Source organism: Mycolicibacterium alvei (assembly GCF_010727325.1).
Lineage (GTDB): Bacteria > Actinomycetota > Actinomycetes > Mycobacteriales > Mycobacteriaceae > Mycobacterium > Mycobacterium alvei.
Map to the genome: position 1 here is coordinate 5,403,040 of NZ_AP022565.1, position 21,383 is coordinate 5,424,422.

19 protein-coding genes are annotated in these 21,383 nt (G+C 66.4%); 13 read left to right on the forward strand and 6 right to left on the reverse strand.

The window, feature by feature from the left end:
* Positions 1-58: 58 nt before the first annotated feature.
* Positions 59-1,258, reverse strand: a complete 1,200-nt coding sequence (locus G6N44_RS25860; protein ID WP_235682878.1) for a lycopene cyclase family protein — start codon at positions 1,256-1,258, stop codon at positions 59-61.
* A 393-nt stretch (positions 1,259-1,651) separates the two neighbouring features.
* On the opposite strand from G6N44_RS25860, the gene G6N44_RS25865 reads away from it, so the two are divergent.
* Positions 1,652-4,093 carry an SMP-30/gluconolactonase/LRE family protein gene (locus G6N44_RS25865; protein WP_163668972.1) on the forward strand — a complete coding sequence of 814 codons (2,442 nt, stop codon included), beginning with the start codon at positions 1,652-1,654 and terminating at the stop codon, positions 4,091-4,093.
* Here G6N44_RS25865 and arr read toward each other — a convergent pair whose 3' ends face one another.
* The 5 genes from arr to G6N44_RS25890 all read right to left on the reverse strand — a co-directional run bounded on the left by arr (position 4,094) and on the right by G6N44_RS25890 (position 8,342).
* Positions 4,094-4,513: an NAD(+)--rifampin ADP-ribosyltransferase gene (arr, locus tag G6N44_RS25870; protein ID WP_372508149.1), complete on the reverse strand. Its 420-nt coding sequence runs from the start codon at positions 4,511-4,513 to the stop codon at positions 4,094-4,096. It lies immediately after the preceding gene.
* Positions 4,514-4,655: 142 nt separating this feature from the next.
* A complete protein-coding gene (locus tag G6N44_RS25875) occupies positions 4,656-5,573 on the reverse strand; it encodes an NADP-dependent oxidoreductase (protein WP_163668976.1) in 918 nt (305 codons plus the stop codon).
* Positions 5,574-5,696: 123 nt separating this feature from the next.
* Positions 5,697-6,173: a hypothetical protein gene (locus tag G6N44_RS25880; protein ID WP_163668978.1), complete on the reverse strand. Its 477-nt coding sequence runs from the start codon at positions 6,171-6,173 to the stop codon at positions 5,697-5,699.
* A gap of 5 nt (positions 6,174-6,178) precedes the next feature.
* Entirely contained in the window at positions 6,179-7,642 is a 1,464-nt protein-coding gene (locus G6N44_RS25885) for a GMC oxidoreductase (protein ID WP_163668980.1), read from the reverse strand.
* Entirely contained in the window at positions 7,629-8,342 is a 714-nt protein-coding gene (locus G6N44_RS25890; protein ID WP_163668982.1) for a carboxymuconolactone decarboxylase family protein, read from the reverse strand. Before G6N44_RS25890 ends, G6N44_RS25885 begins: the two co-directional genes overlap by 14 nt.
* A gap of 137 nt (positions 8,343-8,479) precedes the next feature.
* On the opposite strand from G6N44_RS25890, the gene G6N44_RS25895 reads away from it, so the two are divergent.
* From G6N44_RS25895 to G6N44_RS25950, 12 genes are all read left to right on the forward strand, one after another.
* Complete coding sequence (locus G6N44_RS25895; protein ID WP_163668984.1) at positions 8,480-9,232, forward strand: TetR/AcrR family transcriptional regulator; 753 nt, start codon at positions 8,480-8,482, stop codon at positions 9,230-9,232.
* A 381-nt stretch (positions 9,233-9,613) separates the two neighbouring features.
* Positions 9,614-11,128, forward strand: coding sequence for a GMC oxidoreductase (locus tag G6N44_RS25900; protein ID WP_163668986.1), 1,515 nt, complete (start codon positions 9,614-9,616; stop codon positions 11,126-11,128).
* A gap of 65 nt (positions 11,129-11,193) precedes the next feature.
* The gene (locus tag G6N44_RS25905) at positions 11,194-12,042 is read left to right on the forward strand and encodes an MlaE family ABC transporter permease (RefSeq protein WP_163670351.1); all 849 of its coding nucleotides are present in this window, start codon (positions 11,194-11,196) and stop codon (positions 12,040-12,042) included.
* Between the two features lie 4 nt (positions 12,043-12,046).
* Positions 12,047-12,904, forward strand: coding sequence for an MlaE family ABC transporter permease (locus tag G6N44_RS25910; protein WP_163668988.1), 858 nt, complete (start codon positions 12,047-12,049; stop codon positions 12,902-12,904).
* A gap of 2 nt (positions 12,905-12,906) precedes the next feature.
* Positions 12,907-14,271: an MlaD family protein gene (locus tag G6N44_RS25915; RefSeq protein WP_163668990.1), complete on the forward strand. Its 1,365-nt coding sequence runs from the start codon at positions 12,907-12,909 to the stop codon at positions 14,269-14,271.
* Positions 14,268-15,326, forward strand: coding sequence for an MCE family protein (locus G6N44_RS25920; protein ID WP_163668992.1), 1,059 nt, complete (start codon positions 14,268-14,270; stop codon positions 15,324-15,326). Before G6N44_RS25915 ends, G6N44_RS25920 begins: the two co-directional genes overlap by 4 nt.
* Positions 15,323-16,372 carry an MCE family protein gene (locus tag G6N44_RS25925; protein ID WP_163670353.1) on the forward strand — a complete coding sequence of 350 codons (1,050 nt, stop codon included), beginning with the start codon at positions 15,323-15,325 and terminating at the stop codon, positions 16,370-16,372. The genes G6N44_RS25920 and G6N44_RS25925 overlap by 4 nt, the downstream gene beginning before the upstream one ends.
* Positions 16,369-17,469: an MCE family protein gene (locus G6N44_RS25930; RefSeq protein ID WP_163668994.1), complete on the forward strand. Its 1,101-nt coding sequence runs from the start codon at positions 16,369-16,371 to the stop codon at positions 17,467-17,469. Before G6N44_RS25925 ends, G6N44_RS25930 begins: the two co-directional genes overlap by 4 nt.
* Complete coding sequence (locus G6N44_RS25935; protein WP_163668996.1) at positions 17,469-18,578, forward strand: MlaD family protein; 1,110 nt, start codon at positions 17,469-17,471, stop codon at positions 18,576-18,578. The genes G6N44_RS25930 and G6N44_RS25935 overlap by 1 nt, the downstream gene beginning before the upstream one ends.
* The gene (locus G6N44_RS25940; protein WP_163668997.1) at positions 18,575-19,885 is read left to right on the forward strand and encodes an MlaD family protein; all 1,311 of its coding nucleotides are present in this window, start codon (positions 18,575-18,577) and stop codon (positions 19,883-19,885) included. Before G6N44_RS25935 ends, G6N44_RS25940 begins: the two co-directional genes overlap by 4 nt.
* A gap of 15 nt (positions 19,886-19,900) precedes the next feature.
* Positions 19,901-20,572, forward strand: a complete 672-nt coding sequence (locus G6N44_RS25945; RefSeq protein WP_163668999.1) for an Rv1363c family protein — start codon at positions 19,901-19,903, stop codon at positions 20,570-20,572.
* Complete coding sequence (locus tag G6N44_RS25950) at positions 20,569-21,366, forward strand: hypothetical protein (RefSeq protein WP_235682879.1); 798 nt, start codon at positions 20,569-20,571, stop codon at positions 21,364-21,366. The genes G6N44_RS25945 and G6N44_RS25950 overlap by 4 nt, the downstream gene beginning before the upstream one ends.
* The last annotated feature ends 17 nt before the right edge of the window (positions 21,367-21,383 follow it).

Here is a 21,383-nt window from a genome sequence, read left to right on the forward strand (position 1 = left end):
CCACACGGCGTGTCACAATTGCCACACCAGTCACACGCTTAACTGCGCGGCATTGCGACTAGCGGTGCGGTCCTTGCGAAGCTTCCTCGTCATTGGTGCGCAGCGGGGGCAGTACGGCCGGCAGCACGAGGCGACGACGCAACCGGCCGCTCGACACCTGAAAGAGGTGACCATGCGTGGCGACATTGCCGCGCAGATCGTCGCGCGCGGTCAGGTAGGTCCAGCGGTCGGAATCGGGCAGGGCGAAGAACTGTTCGAAGAAGCCGGGCACCTCGTCCGGAGGCATCCGCAGCAGCGCCTCCAAACCGATCCGCCGAAGCCGGTGGACCACACGCGCGCCGAGCGGCCAGACCGTGTCCTGGGCCGCAGCCAGCGCTTTGTCCGGACCGTCCGGCAGGCGGGCCGCAAGAGCGTCGGCCACCCGCGGGGCGAGCGTCAACGAGGCCGCCACACTGAAACCCGTCGCAGGGTGGATCAGTGGTGCGGCGGCACCGAACCCGAGCACACCCCGCCCGCGATGCCGTGGATGGTCGACCCGAAACGAGACCTTTTCGCTGCGTGCGTCTTTCGGCACCGCGATGCCGTGGCGCGTCAGCCGGGCGTGAAGCCTTCGCCGCAGCGTCGACAACGGCAGGCCGGGCCGACGCGCCAGCGAGGTCTCCTCCAGGAGCACCTGACCTTCGCCCAGCGGGACCGCGTAGAGGAACGTCGGCCAGCCGGGCTCGCCGTGATCGGCGCGCCAGTCCATGAACAGCGCCTCGTCGGGGGAGACCAACGGCGCGGCCACGGCTTCGTCGACGATCAGACCGTATGCGGTCTGTTCCGCAGGTGTGCCCTCGGGCGAGGTGCGGTCCAGGGGGCGCCACAGGCCTGCTGCGTCGACGACGACCGCCGCGCGCAGCTCGCCCCCGTCGGCCAAGGCGACCACGCCCCGCTCCGGTGACCCGACGGCGCGCCCGGTGTGGACTTGCACCCCGGTCAACTGGTGGACCAGGTGGGCACGAAGCGCGCGCACGTCGAGGACGGCGTACTCCCATCCCAGCCGGTGTTCAGTCAGCGCGATCGCCCGGCCGGCGGCTCGGGCCGCGATCACCGAAGCCGGCAGATCGGCCGGAAGTTCCCGGCTCCACATGCCGTAGGTCGCCAACCACGGCCGCTCCGGGGCCCGGTCGAGCAGCCCGGTGACCAGTCCGAGCCGCCCGCACGCCCCTGCCAACGCCAACCCGGCAGGCCCACCGCCGACGACCAGAACGTCCATGCGTCTCATCGTGCCTTCTCTCCACCGCGCCGGTGTAGAGGGAGGTCGCCTGCGCCCGTGATGCCGTCGCGATCGGCGCGGCGGTGAGGGAGCCGGGACGCCACCGCCGGTGGAGGGTGTCGTGCCGACCGTCAACGCGGTCACGACGCGGAGATGCGTGGGCCGATCATTTGCCCACGGTGCCCTCCGCAGCGTGGCCGGCGACGCCGAGCGTCGGGTGGAGGAAACGTCGCACCGCAATAGCGGGCAATTATTCTGTTGCAGCTGCGTCAATTTCGCGTCGGTCTGCGGAGAATCCGACATTGCGGATCGAAACGCAAGGGTCTTCCCCGATTGCCCACGCCCATCGCAGCTGAGGATTATGTTTGCTGAAACTCGAGCGGGAGGTTCGCGATGGGGTGGGAAAAGCACATCGGCCGCGTGGGTGCATTGGCCGTAGCGCTGGGTATCGGCTCCGCGGTGGCGGCCGTGCCGGGCGTGGCGTGGGCACAACCCGACGGTGCGAGCTCGGCCGGTACGTCGGACAGTCCCGCCGGCGGTTCGCCCGGAGCGGCCAAGGACGACGACGAACCGTCCGCCTCCGCAGCATCGAACGATGCTGTCGCCGAATCTGGCGAGAGCCCCTCGGCCACAGATGCCGAGGAGCCGCCGACGAGCAAGCGGCGCTCCAACGGCGGCACGAGTGCCGCGGCGCCGGACACGCTCGGCGAGGCGCAAGTCGACACTGCTGAGCAGGATCTTGATTCGGAATCTCGACGCATATCCGGAGATGGCGACGACGCCGAGTCCACCACGGTGGCGACCCCGCCGACAACCGACGAACCTGCTACAGCCGCACCGGCCCCGCCGGTCGAGACGCAGACGGCGCCGGTCCCCGAGAACGCGAGTGACGCCGCCGACGCCGCCGCGGAGGAACCGCCTGCGACGGTGGTGACGCCGTTGTCCGCGCCCCAGGAGATCACCGACGACAGTGAAGAACCCGAGACTCCCGCCGCCGCTCCGCTGCTGTGGACGATACTGTCCTCTGCCCGACGATATTTCGGCGAGCAGATCACGGAGACAGCCACCCCCGCCGTGTCCGCGCCCACCGGTCAGGCGGGGTCGGCCGACGATGTCGCGGCCGCCGCGCCGTCGAGTTCGATCCCGGGAAACCCCGACGGACCCGTGGTGTTCGGCGTCGACGGCACCCGCTACCAAGTCACCTCCAACGGGGTGGTCACCCGGGTCAGCATCCTCGACGAGGACGGCCAGATCATCCTCACCACCGACGAGATCCCCGGGTCGAGCACCACATTCACTGAAGCCGTGGCGCGACCCGACGGCACGCTGATCGTGGTGACCACGGACGAGCGTGGCAACCGCTCGGTCGTCTCAGCCGTGGACAACCAGGGCAACGTGACCAGGATTGCCGCGGTGACCGGTGCGCCGAAATCGACGCCGCTGGTCGGCTCCGACGGCGCCCTGTACTTCCGCACCGAGATCCCCCGCCCGTTCGGTCCGTTCGGGGAGACCATCGACTACCGCTATGTCCGAATCTCCCCGGCCAACACCGTGCGGTCGTTCGCAGCGGACACGGATGTGCAGCTGGAGCCGGACGGAAGCGCCTACCTGGTGTCGTCCTGGTTCGGCTTCTCGACCTTGCGCGCGATCGACCCCAATGGGGTGACGCGGGCGATCCCGCTGCCCTACGGCGCCGATCCGAGCGCACCGATCCTGGCGCAGGACGGAAACATCTATGTCACCGCGGGCGTCCGAAGCTTCTTCGGCACCAAGTCGACCCGGGTGTACACGGTCACCGACGACTCACACACGGTGCGCGCCGTCCGCGGTCTGCCCGGCGAGACGGTGGTGACAGCCGACGGTCTCTATCTGGAGACCTTCACCTACGACGGATCCACCGACAACCTGACCGGGACGACGTACATCTCCAGGATCACCGTGACCGCCATCGCCACCTCTGATGTGATCGACGGCCGCATCGCGGGATTCCAGGTGACCCCGGGCGGCACCGTCTACGCGCCGCTCAACGCGGCTTCCTCGGACGCCGCGACCGTCGCGGTGGTCGACAGTGACGGCGATGTGAGCACCGCGATCCTGCCGGGCACGCTGGTGTTGCCGGGTGAGAGCGGCGTCGTCGTCGGCGGCGCGAGCGCCGCCGAGAACTTCGGCTACTTCATCTACACCGCGGACGGCGCCGAGCACGTGGCAGTGTTGAACCCCGACGGCACCGTCGCGCGCACTGTCGGCCTGCCACTGGGCGCGACCCAGAGCGAGGTGTTCTTCGGCCCCGACGGCGCGGCGTACGTGGTGCTTCAGTATCGCGATGCGCAGGGCCAGTACAGTTCCCAGCAGATCCTCGCGCTGTCCAACGACACGTACACCCCGTTGGTACCCGGACGTTCGTTCTTCACCACACCCACGAGCCGGCCCAATGTCCGGTTCGGGCCGGACGGCACCGGCTACCTCATCACCAACTCCGCCCCCGGTGGCTCGTACCCGAGCCTCGAGGTGCTTGGATTCAATGCGGCGGGCGAAACCGTATCCCGCGCAAGCGGTCTACCCCACCCGGTGCTCGAATACGACACCAGCGCCTCTGACTCCCGGGTCCTGGTGTTCGCACCCGACGGCACCGCGTACGTGACCACTTACGGTCCCGTCGGTGCCGGCGTCTATGCGGTGACCCCCTCCGGTGCGGAGAAGGTTCTCGACCTCGACTATCAACAGCTGGGCAACGTCACCACCCCGTCCTTCAGCGCCGACGGGACCGGGTATGTGACGACGTCCGGCGGTGGCCAAGGCACGGCGGTCATACGCATTCCGTCGCTGGGCACCTGATCAGTCGTACATGACGGCCAGCCCTTTGCGCCTCAGCTCCGCCAACCCCTCCCGGAACGCCTGAAGGTACTCGGGCGGATGCCCGATCCAGTCGGTGATCTCCCCGACGACCTTGACCGGTTCCCGGCTGCGGTACGAGTGGGTGGGGTTCCCCGGAAACTTCTTGTCCGTCACATTGGGGTCGTCCTCGACGGCCCCGAGCGGTTCCACCATGTAGACCCGGCCGGGCCCCTCGCCGAGTGCCAGCTCGGCGGCCAGCACCGCGGCGTCCAATGCCCTTGTTACGTAGACGTGGTTGGAGACGCGCCCCGCCTCATAGTTCGACGGGCAACCCGGCACCAGCAGATCGCCCTCGCGGAGATCCGCTTTCGTGCCGTGCAGGTAGGCCCCCGACTCGTGTACCACGAAGCGCTCCGTCATGTCCGACATACGACCCCCATCCGTTCCCATGCTGTCTCGCTGGCCGGGCGATTGTGCCCGACGACCGGGGTCTTGCCGCAACCCCCCACCCGCGCCTTATAGTGAGAGTGGGAACGGCATTGCCGCACAACAGCACTGCCGGCTACAGCACGATGACGATCTTTCCGGCGAGATGCCCGGCACGGCTCTCGTCCAGGGCGGCGACGACTTCCTCCAGCGGGAACGTGCGGCTGACCGAGACGGTGAGGCGGTCCTGCTCGTACAGCGACACCAGTTCGCGGAGTGCCTCGGAGAGAAGGTTTCCCGCACCGCCGACGTGAAGCCGGATCCCGGTGTCGGCCGCGTCGAACGCCACCAGTGAGAGAACGCGAGCGGGGTCCCCGGTGAGTTCGATCGACATCAAGATCTCGCCGCGGCCGGAGGCGTCGAGCACGGCGTCGACTCCCTGCGGGGCCGCCGCACGCACCCGTTCGACGAGCCCGTCTCCGTAGGTGACCGGTGTCGCGCCGATCGACCGCAGATACCCGTGGTTGCGTTCGCTCGCCGTGCCGACGACGCGGGCGCCCCGGGCATCGGCCAGTTGGACTGCGAAGCTACCGACACCGCCCGCGGCGGCGTGGATGAGCAGCGTGTCGCCCGAGCCGACACCGAGCGCCTGCAACACGGCGTAGGCCGTGCCGCCCGCACCGGCGAGCGACCCCGCCACCTCCCAGCTCATGCCGGCGGGTTTGCGGACCAGGTCGGCCGCACCGGCCAGGGTGTACTCGGCGAACGCCGGCGCCGTCGACGCTCCCAGCACCTCGTCTCCGACCGCCCAATCCGTTACGCCCGAGCCGATTTCGTCGATGACACCGGCCACGTCGGACCCCGCTCCGGCGGGCAGCGCCAGCGGGATCTGCTCACGCATGAAACCCGCGACGATCTTCCAGTCGATGGGGTTGACGCCGGCGGCTCGCACCGCGATGCGGACCTGACCCGGCCCGGGCACCGGAGGCGGCGTCTCGACCAGTTTCAAAACATCGGGGTCGCCGTATTCTGCGAACTGCACGGTGCGTGACATCTGCTGCTCCCATCGGTGGTGGACCCTCCGGCCGGTGCAACCGCGGCAGGCGGCGGATTACTCCAGGGTCCACCTACACCGGCGACGGCATCCACGTCATGCACGTCACGGCGGTCCAGCGGATCAACGCTCCAACGTGAAGTACATCAACGTGACAGTCCGTTTGCGGAGGCGTATCTGCATGCGCCCGAGGAGAGTGCCGGGGCCCAGCCGTCGGAGGTCGCCGGTGATGGGCCGCAAGATGCGGGGGTTGACGGCCACGTCGTAGTCGAGGTGATCGTGGCCGGCGGCCGTACTGCGGCGGGAGTAGGCGCCGAAAGCTGCGGGCCGCCTGGCACTGAGCCAGAGGTTCGTGCCGCTGTCGGCGGCAAGACGCTTTCCTTTCCACAGCCCGGCCGCAGCGGCCGACATCAGCCGGGTAAACAGTCGTCGCGGGCGAAGGGGCAGACGCTGCAGCCCGATCACAGCGACGATGCGTCCGGTGTGATCGCCCAGTGCTGCCGCGGGCTCGCCGGCAGAGGCGAAAGCTGTTGCCAAAGCTTGAAAGTCAAGGCCATCGGAGGCGATGGGCACGGAGTAGGCGGCAGTGTCGGAATGCATGTGGATCATTGCTCCTTGCGTGAGGTCGGTTGGTATCCGGCGATGAAGCTGCTTTGGCGTTCGGCCAGGGCGGCGATGGTCATGGACGGCGGCGTGCCGGGTGCACAGGGCAGAATCGACCCGTCGGCGATGAAGAGGCCCGGATGTCCGAAGACGGCCCCGGTGTGGTCGACCACACCGTCGGCCGGCGAGGTGCCGATCGATGCTCCGCCGAGTGGGTGCACCGTGAACGCCCGGTCGCTGCGCGCGCCGAACGGGGCGTTGACGAAGATGCGTTTGGCGCCGTATCCGCGTGCCAGGCGCACGACGTCGTTCTCGAGTTCGTGGTAGATGTGTGCGTCGTCGGCGCGCCCTTCGGGGATGTGCAGTCGGTGTCCGTCGAAGGCGACCTGTGCGGACATGGTTCCCGAACCCATGCTGAAAAGGATGGTGCCGCGATCGATCGCGCGTGCCGCAGCTTTCGGAAGCTCGAACTGATTGAGCGGGAGTCCGAACGCCCCGGTGATCGCCGTGTGCTCGGCAAGGGTTCGATGCAGGAGTGCCGTCACTGTGGGTTCGGTCCGGGTGCCGCGGTCCTTGGGCGTGCCGGCCAGCAGCGTTGCCATATCGCCGTTCGGATTGAACCGCGATCCCAGCGCGCGACCCAGTCGGGGCAGGGTGCGGTGCCTGTCGCGACCGGCGAACAGGAGGCGCAAGGTTCCGAGGGTGCCGGCCGCGAGCACCAGCCGCGTGGTTGACTCGACATAGGTACGGCGGGCGGCGTGGTCGCGGTAGCGGATCTGCCAGCCGCCTTCGTGGGGGCCGATCGCTGTCACCTCGCTCAGCGCGCGGAGTTCCGCGCCACATCCGGTGGCCAGCGGCAGGTAGTTGCGGTCGAGCGTGGACCGCGTGAACGCCTTCGGGTCGGTGGCGGTGGGCGCGTCGGAGTGCAGCGCCAGATCCGGATGGTGGGGCGGGCCGAGATCAGCCATGGCGAGCGCCTTCTCGAACGCTTCGCGGCGCGGTGACCGGTCGGCGATGGGTGCTGCGCCCAGCATCCGCTTCACCGAGTCGAAATGCGGGCTCATCTCGGCTGCGGTGATCTCCGGTGGATAGGCGGCGAAGTAGGCGTCCGGCGGCCTGACCTGCATGTCGGTGTACACGAGTGAGCCACCGCCGACCCCGCTGGCGACCAGGCAGGAGATCTTGTCGAACTGATGCAGCTCGTAGAGACCTCCATGGGCGACGGTGACCGTGCGCGCCACATGTGGTGTCGCCCAGTGCACTCCGCGCAGCATTCGCAGTGCATTCTTGGAACGGCGGCCAGGCGAGCCTGGCGGGGGCAAGGTCCCCGGCATGTTGTGCCACCAGCCGCCTCGCTCGAGGATCAGGACGCGCAGCCCGCTCTGGGCAAGCCGGGCAGCGGTGATCGAACCGCCGAACCCGGACCCGACGACCACAGCGTCCCAGGTGTGCTCAGCGGATGGCATGTGATAAGCCCTTCTCACGACGAAAATTGAGGAACTCCTTGATGATTCCCAGCGGCGAGGTCCGTCGTTGCAGGGCCAGCGAGATGCCCACCAGGAGCGCCCCTACGAAATAGCCGCAGCCCACCAGCATTTCGTCCACGAGTCGGCTGTTGGCCGCGGGTCGGCCGTGGAGCCGCTCAAGCAGCGCCTCCAACGTATTGCCGGCGCGGTTGGACAGAGTCATGACGCGAACAACCGTGTCGAGGTCGGCGCGTTGCAGTGCGGAGTAGTGCTCGCGCAGGGCGTCCTGCAGATGGCTGCCGGCAGGACCGAGGTCGGCCTCGGCGCGGCTCTGTGCCCATGCCACCGCCACGAGATCGGCGTCGGTGACCGCCGCGGAGTCCAGAGCCACCAGCCGTGCCAACTCATCTCGGTCCGCCCCGTTCTTCAGGGCGAGCTCGTTGTGGACGTAGGCACAGAAGCGGCATTCGTTGACGGTTGCCACCGCGAACATGACCCGTTCCCGCAGCGCTGGGTCGATCGTGTGCTCCCGCCAGGGGCGGGCGACGTTCGGACCTCGGCCGACCAGCACGAGTGCGTCGTCCATCAGCTGGGGCACGCTGTAGATACGCTTGCGAAACCCGCGCCTCGGCAGGTTCGCCGCCGGCACTTGTTTCATTGCTGAGGAGCTGGAATCGAACCCATGAACGGACTCGGGCATCAGGCGCAAGCCTCCATAAAGTTATCACCGATTACAACGTATCTGCCGATCACAAAGTATGAGTGCGCACCGTAGACTGTCAAGGGAGACGGGGACCGAGACGTGGCCGCCGGCGCGACAGTGGAGGGCAAGCTCAGATGGCGGGTGCTGAGAACGCGCGGAAGCCATCGCGGCGAGAGGCGCGGCGCCAGGAGACGATCGACGAGATCAAGACGCTGGCACGCAGGCAACTCGCCGATCACGGCGCCGGCGGTCTGTCCCTTCGTGCTATTGCGCGCGACATGCGCATGACCTCCGCGGCGATATACCGGTACTTCGACAACCAGTCATGTCTCATCGGCGCGCTGTGTGTCGACGCCTATACGTCGCTGGGCGATGCGATCGCTGCTGCGCGCCGTGGCTGTAGTTCCGAGCCGCCCGCTCGAAAATGGTGGGTGACATCCTGGGCGATTCGCAGGTGGGCATCGGACAACCAGGCCGAGTTCGCACTGATCTTCGGCACACCCATCGCCGGCTACCATGCCCCCGCCGAGGTGACTGGTCCGGCCGCGAGTCGAGCCGCCGCCATGGTGCTCGACACCTATGCCGAGGCCCTCGCAGCTGGTGTCATCGATCTGGATCAACGCGACGTTCCGGACCGCCCCCAAACCGGTCCGCTCGGTGACTTTCTCAACGCGAGCCAAGCAAACAGCCACTCTGCCGAGACGATTGCGGTCGTCCTCAATGCCTGGGCCTCCATTCTCGGATTTCTCGTGTCGGAGTCGTTCGGGAATCTTCCTCTGCTCTGGGCTGACACCGATGCCCTCTACGCCGCTCATACCCGGTCCGTCATGCGCGCGATGGGCTACTCCGCCGTTGACCGCGCCGAGTGTGTCTGCCCCCGGGCCTGACTGCATTCGGCTGTTCATTCGAACGTCCGCGCGTGAAGCTATAGTCGCCTGACCATGGAGGCATCACCGGAGCGGCGATGCAGAGGCCCCGGTTCTCCTGGCGGCTCTTCGTATTCGATATCCGAAAGGTAGTGCAGCCTTAGAGCGGAATTCGTACGAGATCTAGTGTTGCAATTGGCTTCGGACATGTCTACGGTTTGGTCAGTCAACCAAATCGCGATCAGCCCGAAACCCCGACCCGCCTCGGCGGTGAACGACTCGGCCAACAGAAGCGTTGCGGATACTCCAGGAACCGCGGCAGGACCGAGAACGTCCACCATCACTGCTTGGCCATGGGCCGTGTACGGGCAATCGATCCAGCCCCGATGGAGTGTTAAGCCCTTGAATTCCAGTTCAATTCGTACAGAACGGCGCTTCGATGCCGTGGTCGTGGGCTCGGGTTTCGGCGGCGCTGTCACCGCGGCGCGGTTGAGCGAGGTCGGGATGAAGGTGCTGGTTCTGGAACGCGGGCCGTGGTGGGGTCCGGCGGGCGACCCGGATCGCGACGACGTCACGCGACCGTATCCGCGTGGTCTGGTCGGCGCCCCTGGATACCTGCGCACGTTGACTCGCACCGACCAACGCGGCGAGCGCGTCCTGTGGTCGTCCCCGCGGGGGTTGTTCGACGTTCACCTTTGGCCCGGTGTGACCAGTGTCGTCGGCAGTGGCGTCGGGGGTGGATCGCTGGTCTATGCGGGTTACCAGTCCCGACCCGCGGCAGGCTTCTTCGACGAGTATTTCCCGGCTGACATGTCCGATGACGAGATGGCCCCGTACTTCGGACTGGTCGAGTCGATGCAACGACCACAGCAGGTGCCGCACGTGGTGCCATCTCGACAGGTCTTCGACGAAGGTCTCGCCCGGGCTGGCCTCGGACCCGCGGAGGCCGCGACGATGGCGATCCAGTTCGGCGATCCGAGGAATCCGCAGCCACGAGAGAACGCGCTGGGCGATCTTCAGCCCACCTGTCGTGCTTGTGGCGGGTGTGCGATCGGATGCGAGTACGGGGCCAAGACGACACTGGACATCACCTACCTGTCGTTGGCGCAGCGGCACGGCGCAGAGATCCGGGCATTGTGTGAAGTGATCGGCATCGCAGGCGACGAGCACCGCTATGAGGTGCTGTGGCACGACCATTCGGCAGGGACCGACCACGTCGTCGTCGTGCCGCGACTCATTCTGGCCGCCGGAACCATCGGAACGCTGCGGCTTCTGTTCGGTGCGCGGGACAGGCATCGGAGCATGCGGCGGCTGCCCCCGGCTCTGGGTAGGAACTTCTCCGGCAACGGTGACTATCTTGCGATGGTCAGCGGCACCAGATCGGCTGAGCATCACGGCCATCACGCGATGTTTCAAAGCGTCCACCGCCTCGCCGACGGAGGTTTCGTCGGTGAGGCCGCGCCGCCGATCGACCAGCTCCCGTTACCTAAGCCTCTGCGGCAGTGGCTGTCTCACACCGTCTTCTTGTTCTCCACGGGACCCGAGCCCACGACAGAGCTGCAGTCTGCGCAGGGATCACCGTTCGCAGACCCCTACAAAGCGACCAACCACGAGTTCTACGCCCGCACGAATGACCGGGTGAGGAGAATCGCCGAGGCCTACCGCGCGTCCAGGTTCCGACCGAACTGGCCCCTCGGTGACAGCAGCGACCGTGTGCTCACCGTGCATCCCGTCGGAGGCGCCTCGATAGGGCGCACACCTGATGACGGAGTGGTCGACCATCGGGGTGCCGTGTTCGGCTGCCCCGGGCTGTTCATCGCCGACGGCTCCATCTACCCCGCGGCCCCCGGGGTTCCGCCGTCTCTGACGATCGCGGCGATGGCCGAACGGCAGGCGGCGCTGATGGTCGGTGCGTGAACGTGACTCCCGCGGCGAGAGTGTTTCCGCCCGAGGACCGGTCAGCATGCAGCACGACGACACCGCTGCGCGATGATGCGGCCGTCGCGAAGAGCCGGGCCGAATTCACCCGGTCGGTCAGCGGATATGTGCGTGCACACCCCGTAGCGGCTGTCGAGACCGTGGGCCACCAGGTTGTTCTCGGGACGCGCTGCTTACGGCACCTTGCGGTCGATTTGTTGACCCTCCGGTTCCCGTGGCAGGAGTTCGCCAGGCAGGGTGCGTTCATGGCCGGCAGTGCGGTCGTGCCGACCCTGATGGTCGCGATTCCCATCGGTGTCACGTTGTCCATTCAATTCGCCTTGCTGGCCGGGCAGGTCGGGGCAACGTCGCTGGCCGGAGCGGCCAGCGGGCTCGCGGTCGTCCGGCAGGGCGCCTCGCTGGTGGCCGCCGTGTTGATGGCGTCGGCAGTCGGCTCGGCCATCTGTGCCGACCTGGGGTCACGGACGATGCGAGACGAGATCGACGCGATGGAGGTGATGGGCGTCTCCGTGGTGCGCAGACTCGTCGTACCGCGCGCCGCAGCGGCCATGGTGGTTGCCATCGGACTGACCGGCATCACCTGTTTCGTCGGGTTTCTCGCCAGCTACTTGTTCAACGTCTACGTCCAGTACGGGGCACCGGGAAGCTTCGTCACGACGTTCTCGTCGTTTGCCACGGTCGGCGATCTCATGCTGGCCTTGATGAAGGCTGTGCTGTTCGGGTTGATCGTCGCTGTTGTGGCGTGTGACAAAGGATTACGCACCCGCGGCGGGCCGGCCGGCGTGGCGAACTCGGTGAATGCCGCCGTGGTGGAGTCAATCCTGGTCCTGATGCTGGTCAACGTGATGATCAGTCAGTTGTATGTCCTCCTGTTTCCCAGGTACGGGCTGTGATGCCATGACGGCGGCAACATATCTACCCGTCGGTGTGCGGACGTTGGCTTCGGCGTTGCGCCGGACCGTGCTCTCGGTCCGACAACTCGGCCACTTGTTGGCGTTCTTCGTCGAAGCCGTCACGGCGATCCCGATTGCGTTGCGGCATTACCGCCGCGAGTTCTTCCGCCTGATGTCCGACGTCACCTGGGGCAACGGTTCCATCGTCGCGGGCGGCGGGACTGCGGGAGTGGCCGCTGTCCTCGGCGTCACCGCCGGTGCGCTCATCGGCATCGAGGCCTACAGCATGCTGGATCTGCTCGGGTTGGGACCGGCAACCGGATTCGTCTCGTCGCTGGTTTCGACGCGGGAACTGGCTCCCCTGATGGCAGCGCTCGCCTTCGCGATGCAGTCGGGCTGCCGCTTCACCGCACAGCTTGGTGCCATGCGGATCAACGAGGAGATCGACGCCCTGGAGTCACTGGCCATTCGTCCCGTCCCGTTCCTGGTGACAACCCGACTGCTGGCCTCCGCGGTGGCTGTCGTACCGCTCTACATCATGTGCCTGGCCATCAGTTACATCGCAGCGCAGACCGTCGTCGGGTTCTCAGGCGGTGGGTCCGCCGGCGCCTACATGCACTACTTCTCGATGATGTTGAGCGGTACCGACATTGTCTATTCAGTGATCAAAGCCGTTGTGTTTGTGTGGATTGCATCAACGATCCAGTGCTACTTCGGATTCTTCGCCGCAGGCGGTCCTGAAGGAGTCGGTGTCGCGGCCGGACATGCCATGCGGGCGGCGATCACCATGGTGGTCGTGGTGAACATGCTGTTGACCATGGCGTTCTGGGGAGTCGACGCCGGCGCGAGGTTCGGGGGGTAACCATGAACCGGATCGACCCCGACAGGCGGGGATGGTCTGACCGCCAACTGCTCGTTGGCGGTGTTGTGCTGATCATCGTCGCTGCGCTCGTCACAGGAGCGTTGGTAGCCAAATCGCGTGGGGACCTGGACGCCCGCGTCACCGTGAGCGCGGAGCTGACGAACGTGGGGGATGGACTGCCACAACGCGCCGATGTGAAGTTTCGCGGTGTGCTCGTCGGCGCGGTGACCGGGGTGGAGCCGGCCAGCGGCGACCGACCCAACATCGTCCACATCGATCTCAAACCAGATGCCGCCAAGGCGATTCCAGAATCCGTCACCGCGAGAGTCGTACCCAGCAACGTCTTCGCGGTGTCCTCGGTCCAGCTTGTCGACAATGGCGCCGGGCAACCGCTGCGCGCCGGCGCAACCATCACCGAAGACACGGAACTGCCCACGGTGTTGTTCCAGACGACGATCACCAGAATGCGAGACATCCTCGCCGCGACCGAACGTGACCACCTCGATCCGCCCGTGGGCCTCATCGAGCTGCTCGCCGACGCGACCGACGGCCGTGGCGACAGGCTTCTGCGCTCGGGTGCGCACCTGCAGCGGATGCTCGCCGAGTTCAACGGGTTGGTGGCGCCGGATTCCGCGCAGCCGTCCACGATTTCGGCGTTGACTGAGATGGCCGGCGCGTTGGAGTCCAGTATGCCCACCGTCACCGACGCCCTCCAGCCGGCAGTCACCCCGTTGCGCACCGTGGCCGAGAAGGACGCCGAACTCAATGCCTTGCTTGCCGGAGGCCTGCGCACCGGCAGAACCACGTCAAGCGCGCTGGGAAACCATGTCGACCAGATGATAGAAATCTCGACCAATCTGGAGCCGGTACTCGGAGTCTTCGCGGTGCATCAGGACAAACAGCTCCCGATTGCGACGCGCCTGAAGCAATTGTCGGACAAAGTCATGGAGCACGGTTGGGACGAACAGCGACAGCTGCTCGGTATCGACGTCGTCGTCTCATTCTCCCCGGCCAGAACGTACGTGCGGTCAGACTGTCCTCGGTACGGGGCACTGGATGCGCCGAGCTGTCACACCGCGCCGGAGGCGCCGACGCGATATGCGCTCCCGGATCCGCTGTTGCCGGGCAGCTACATTCCGCCGCCGGATCTGGCGCCGCCGCCGGGCGCGCCGCCGTCGGCGGGTGTCGTCGCCCCGGCGGGATACGGCGGCAATGTCGGGCCGGTGGGAAGCCCAGCCGAACGGGGCCAACTCGCCTTGATCCTGGGGGAGGAGCCGAGCAGTGCCCAACATCTGCTGCTGGGTCCACTCGCACGCGGCACCACGGTCAACGTCGGCACACACCGGGGCCCAGGAGGCCCGGGATGAAGGCCAAGATCCACCTGCCGATAGTCGGGTTCGTCATCTTCGTCGTTGTCGCCGTCGTACTGACCGCCCTGGTGTATGGCAGTCTTCGCCGTGACACCGCCGGCCCCACGGACGCCTATTCGGCGCTGTTCACCGATGTCACGGGACTGCGAGAGGGCGACGACGTACGGGTCGCGGGTGTGCGGGTCGGTCGCGTCGATTCCGTCGCGCTCGACGGCGACATCGCCAGGGTGATGTTCCGGCTGCAGCGCGACCAGCAGATCTACCCCCACACCGTGGTCTCGGTCCGGTATCAGAACATCGTCGGCCAGCGCTACCTGGGACTCCTGGGCGGGCCACGGGGACCGGCAGATCGTGGGCTGCCCCCGGGCAGTGAGCTCGGTTTGGATCAGACCGAGCCGTCCTTCGACGTCGGTGCTCTGCTCAACGGTTTCGAACCGCTGTTCACGCTGCTTGACCCACAGCAAGCCGACGCCCTGTCGCAGGCTCTCATCGACGCGTTCCAGGGCGACTCCGGCGCAATCGCCAGCCTGGTGGTGCAGGCCACCGAGGTATCGGCGGTGTTCGCCGAGCGTGATGAGGTGCTGCACAACATGATCACGGGCCTCAAGGCCGCTACCGAGAATCTCGCACGGCAGGACGCCAATCTCGACAGTGTTGTCACCAATGCGCGGCGGATGATCACCGAACTCAATCTCCGCCGACAGACCCTGGTCGACTCGGTGGGATCGCTCACGGGAGCAGCCGCCCGCTTGGCCACCATCGGTGAGGGCGTCTATCCACAGCTGTCCGAGTTCGCATACCGTGAACCCGGGATCGCGAAACATATTGTGTCAGAACGTGACCAGATTGCGTTCTTGGGCGCCAATCTCCCGTTGCTGCTCAAAGGTCTGGCACGGGTATCGCAGGAAGGCAGCTACGGCAACGCCTATGTCTGCAGTCTCAACATGATGGGGTTCTTCCCGGGGCTCAACAACCTGGTGCCCAGAATCGTCGAATTGGCCTCACCCGGCAACGTGGTGAAGCAGTCACAGAAATGTCGACCCGCCCAATGACTCTCAGTTCACGCATACGCACCGACAGGCCGCGCCGCCCACTGGGGCCCCATCGCCCGTTCTGGGTGGGAACAACAGCCCTTGCAGTCGTAGTGGTGATGGTCGCCGCCCTGCTGATGGTCCGCTTCGCGGGATTCGGCTACACCGTTTATCGGGCGGAGTTCGCCCAGGCCGCACAGTTGCGGGCCGGTGATTACGTCAGCGTCGCAGGTGTCAGCGTCGGAGAGGTGAAAAGCATCGCGCTGGCAGGCGAGAAGGTCGTCGTGCAGCTCAAGGTTCGTAGCGACGTGGTGATGGGCGAGAACACCAGAGCAGCGATCAAGCTCACCACACTGCTGGGGTCACGCTATGTCGAGTTGCGGCCGAGCGGAGTGAAACCACTGGCCGACAGCACGATCCCACTGTCATACACCGAGATCCCCTACGACCTGCAGGCGCTGCTTGCCGACGCAACCCCCACGTTCGAGAGCATTGACACGGAACAGATGGCCATGGCCATCGAGGTGTTCGCCAGTCAGCTTGACGGGCTACCAGCCTCGCTGCCGCAAGCGATGACCAACCTCAGGGCCCTGTCCGGCATCATCGCCGAGCGACGTGACCAGATCGGCGATCTTCTGCGGGCGACCGCGACGATCACCACCACCCTGCGCAGGCAGCAGGCCAGTTTGGGCCAGCTGGTGTTTCAAGGACGAGACCTGTTGGCGGAGTTCGTGTCACGCCGCGAAGCATTTCAGGGGTTGATGGAGTCGGTGACACGGATCGTCGAGTTGCTCAGCAAGATCGTCGTGAACGATGGACCGGCGTTCGAGGAGTTGCTGGTCAACCTGCGAGATCTGACCGCACTGGTCAGCGACCATGACGACCTCTTCCGCAATCTGCTGCAGGTGATGCCCATTCCCATCCGCAACGTCACCAACGCCACCGGGTTCTCACCGGCGCTCGAGTTCAACGCCAGGAACGGATTGATCGTCGATGACTGGTTGTGCGCGATCAGCGGACGCGCACAGCAGTTCGACCTCGTGGAATATTTCAAGGACTGCAAATGAGACGCATCGTGATCGCGTGCGCCGCTTGTCTGGTTGCGGTGGCGGCGGCATTCGCGGTGGTTTCCGCCACCAAGGCGGCAGGCGGGTCCATCACCGTCACCGCTCAGTTCGACGAGGCATCAGGGCTGTATGCAGGAAACGCGGTCGAGGTTCTCGGAATGCAGGTCGGCTCTGTCGTCGACGTGACACCGAGAGACTCGCATGTGGACGTCACACTCGAGATCGACGATGAGTTCAAAGTGCCGGCCGACGTTATGGCGGTGACGATCTCGACGTCGGTACTCACCGACCGCAGGGTCGAGCTGTCGCCGCCGTACACGACAGGCCCGGTTCTGCGGGACCATGATCTGATCACGCTTGACCGCACCCGCACGCCGGTCGGCTTCGACCGCGTGTTGCAGATGATCGACGACCTCGCCGGTGACCTGCGCGGCGACGGTGCCGGGGGTGGACCGCTCGCCGACCTGGTGAGTGCGGGCGCATCAGTGGCGTCCGACAACGGGAGCAACATCAAGACCGCTCTGGAAGAGTTGTCAGAGGCCCTTCGGATGACCTCTGACGGCGTCCACACCCGGGACCAGATCACAAGGATCGTCGGCGACCTCAGCTCTCTCACCGATGCGATGTCCGCCAACGACGAAACCGTCCGGCAATTCGGTTCTTTCGTGCGCTCCACCAGTGAGATCCTTGCTGCCGAGCAATTCGGGACCGGTGAAACGGGACGGAAGGCAAACGAGGTCCTCACTCAGGCCGGTGAGTTGCTCGAGACGCACGACGAGACCATCAAGGCGGCCGTGCAGAACTCGAATTCCATCCTCACCGCAGTCGATGACAACCAGCGCCAGTTGGCCGAGGCGTTCGATGTTCTGCCGCTGATGCTCGACAACGTCTACAACACGATCGACCCGGTCAACGGGTCGCTGCGGGTGCACGCCCTCGTCGACAAGATCCTGTTCGACAGTCAGCTGACCAAAGAGGTGTGCAACCTGATGGGGCTGCGACAGCTGGGCTGCAGCACCGGCACTCTGCAGGATTACGGCCCCGACTTCGGGCTCACGCACATGCTCGATTCGATGGTGCGGATGGGTCAGGGGTGATGAGCGGCACCAGAGTTTGGCGGCTTAGGGTGTTGCCGGGCGCGATCGCCACGGTCGTTTCCGTGACGTTGGCCGGTTGCGCGGCACCGACTCTCAGTGACATGCCGCTGCCGGCGCCGTCCGTGTCGGCTGATTCGTACACCCTCACCGCGCATTTCGCCAACGCGCTGAACCTTCCCGGGAAGGCGAAGGTGCGGCTGGCAGGCGCCGATATCGGCGAGGTGGTGTCGATGAGCGCCCAGGACTACACAGCGGTCGTCACGATGCGGGTGCGCAGCGGCGTGCGCTTACCCAAGGGTTCGGTGGCCGAGCTGCGCACCGCCACACCGCTGGGCGACGTATTCGTCGCGATCAAGCCACCATCACAGCCGGAAGCCGAGTTCCTCGCTGACGGCGACACCATCGAGCTGCGGTCGACAGCGTCAGCGGCCACCGTCGAAGAGGTACTCAGCTCCGCCGCCGTGCTGGTGAACGGAGGAGTGGTGCGAGACATGACCAAACTCGTCAACAGCCTCGGCAGAGCCGCCGGCAACAACGGCGACGTCTTCGGTGACCTCATCGATCAGTCAGCCACGCTGATGGGCACCCTCGGCGACCGATCCGAGCAGATCCAGGACTCCCTGGAGACCACCACCCGTCTGGTCGACACACTCAACAGCCGCCAGAACACCATCGACGATCTGCTCGAATCGACCGCACCCGCACTCGCGGCGGTCGACGCCGGCCAACTTGCCGACACGGTCGACGTCGCCGGGGACATCGCGACGCACCTGGCGAAGTTTCCGTCGCTGCAGGGCACCGACACCCGTAGCACCATCGCCGACCTCAGCGCCGTCTCGCGTGCTCTCAACGACGTCGTGCTGAGCCCCGACACCAGTCTGGCGGCCGTGAACCGGCTCCTGCCGATGCTCATCCGCGCGACCTCCGGCACATCCATCGCCGTCGATGTCAACATCGCCAAGCTCGCCCTCGGCAATTGGCCTGACATCGGCTACCTGGGCGACCCGAACTTTCACGGACCCAAACGGGCCGACTGGCAATACCTGGTGGGAAGCCTCAAGTATGTGCTGTACCGGTTGCAGGAACGTGTCGTCGGGCAGAAGCCATGATCGACCGAGGCACCCGACTTCTCCGCGTCGCCACCGCGTCGGTCAGGCGGGCCCGTACCGCTGTGTCTGCGCTGTCGCTGATCGCGATCCTCATCGGCGGCCTGACATACCTGACGTTCGGGGCCCTCGGGGTCGACCCAACCCGACCGGGCATCAGGGTGCGGGTGCCGTTGGCCGAGTCCGGCGGCCTGCTACCCAATCAGGACGTCACACTGCGTGGCGTACCGGTCGGGCGCGTCGAGGCGGTCGAGCTCGACGATGCCGGTGTCACCGCGGTCGCGCTGATCGACGGGAGAACCAGGATCCCGGTCGACACGGCGGTGCGGGTGTCGGGGCTGTCGCCGGCGGGTGAGCAGTACCTCGACTTCCGCCCGCAGACCAGCGGAGGCCCGTTCCTCGCTGACGGCAGCGTGATCGAACCTGGTCGCGCGGAGATCCCAGTCACTCTCGCCCAGACCCTGGCCAACGCGGATGGTGCACTGGCACAGCTAGATCCACAGAAGCTCGCCACCATCCGTAGGGAACTGGGGGTCAGCCCGCAGGGGCCGGAGAAGCTCGGTGCGATCTTCGACGGCGGAACGTTTCTGCTCTCCACCCTCGATGGGGTGCTCCCGCAGACCGTCAGCCTCGTCAGGAACAGTCGCATCTCGTTCTCGACGATCGCCGACGTCAATCCCGGACTGGAGGCCACCGCGGACCACCTGGGCAGTGTATTGAACGGAATACGTGGAATGGACGGCGGATTCCGGCAGTTGGTGGCGCAGGGCCCGCAGACCCTCAACGCGGTGGACACCCTCTTCCAGAACAACTCGGAAACCATGGTCGAACTGCTGGGCAGCCTGACTACGGTCGCTCGGCTGTCCTACGTACGCGTACCGGCCCTTAACGCCCTGTTCCCCGAAATCTCTGTCCGCGGCTCCGTACTGGAGAACATCGCCACGATATTTCACGACGGCGCAATCTGGGCGCTCGCCGACATCTACCCCCGCTACACCTGTGACTATCCGGTGCCACGCGGTGTGCCGTCCGCAGCCGACTATCCGGAACCGCTGCAATACACCTACTGCGACAACAAGGATCCGTCAGTGCTGGTCCGGGGTGCCCGCAACGCGCCGCGGCCCGCCGGTGACGACACCGCCGGACCCCCGCCGGATGCCGCACCCGACAAGACCACCGACCCCACTCCGCCGGGCAAGTGGACGGTGCCGACACCGTACGGCGGCCCGCGCTGGCCGCTGCCCATACCGGGCGAGGCCGCGCCGTCGCCCGCGCCCGACAACGCCACGACCGGTGAAGCCGGCCGATAGGGAGGCAACCTCGAAATGGGATCCATCGACAATGCGGTTCAGCCCGATATCGACACTGCGGTCGCCGGAGGCGAAGGCGCACACTCCGCGGGTGGGCACGAGCCAGGCCAAGCCGACGATTCGCAAGAGCCGGATCGCTCGGCCGGCGGCGACCAGCCCGACCCTGATGTGTCGCCGCCGCCGGACCACGACGGACCAACCGTCGGTCGGCGTCGCCGCCCCAGAATGCGCTGGGTCGCCGGTATCGCCATGGCCGCGCTGGTGGCGGGGGCAGGGTACGAAGGCTGGCTGCTTTATCAACAGCACGACAGGAATGTCGCCGCTCAACAGGCGCTCGAAGCCGCGAGGAACTACGCCGTGACACTCACCAGCATCGACACCAACGCCATCGACGAGAACTTCGCGAGTGTGCTCGACGGGGCGACCGGCGAGTTCAAGGCCATGTATGCCCAGTCGAGCGGCCAGCTACGTCAGCTCCTGATCGACAACGAGGCCACAGCGCACGGCACTGTCATCGACGCAGCAGTGCGATCCACCGACGACGACCGCGTCGAAGTTCTGTTGTTCGTCGATCAGTCCGTGTCGAATCTCGTGGTGCCCGAGCCGCGTATCGACCGCAGCCGCATCAGAATGACCATGCAGAAGGTCGGTGGCGAGTGGCTCGCCAGCAAGGTGGAGTTGCCGTGAATCCGCTTCCGGCACTGGTGGCGCTGGCAGGCGCGGCGGCGTTGGTGACGACTGCTCCGATGGCGTCGGCGTCATCTGAGCGGTTCTGCGTCGAACTGGATGGAGCGTGGGACGGGACCAATTGCACAGCCTCGGTTCGCTCCAACCGCGGGGCGGAGATGACCATCTCGCTCGCACTCCCCGCCGAGTTGTCCGACAGCCCGGCCTTCGCCGCACCCATGCGGGACTACTACCGCAATCTCATGAACGCGTGGCGAAAAACCGGCGCCACCATGGTGCGCGACAGCAGCGCAGGCGCCTACTTCGAACGGCACGTCGGGCCCGGCACCGTTCAGTCGCTGGTCGTCCGCGAGGTGTGGCAACCTGCCGGCGTTCAGGCCAACAGTGCGTACCGGCCGTTCGTCTTCGACACCGCCACCGGTCGCCGGCTCGCCCTGGCCGGTCTGTTCCGGCCCGGCGTCGACCCCCTGGACGTGATTGCCGCGGCGGCGCGCCCGTTGTTGCCACCCGTGCTCGACGCCGCCCCGCCTCCACATCAGCCCGGCACCTACCCGTTCACCGTCGGGGAATGGGAACCGGGCCCTGACGGCCTTGGCTTTACGGGCGGCTACCGAGCCTTCGCCCTGTCGGGCGACGCGCTGATCCTGTACATGCCTGACGCGCCGATGGCGCACCAAGAAACGATCCCGCGCGATCGATTCGTCTGGTCGATGGATGGTGGCACCGTCATCGTCGAGGTCCCTCTCGTGGAGTTGTCCGAATCGCTCCGACCCGAGTACGGCGGCCGGGCTTGACCGGCCCTCAAGACCCC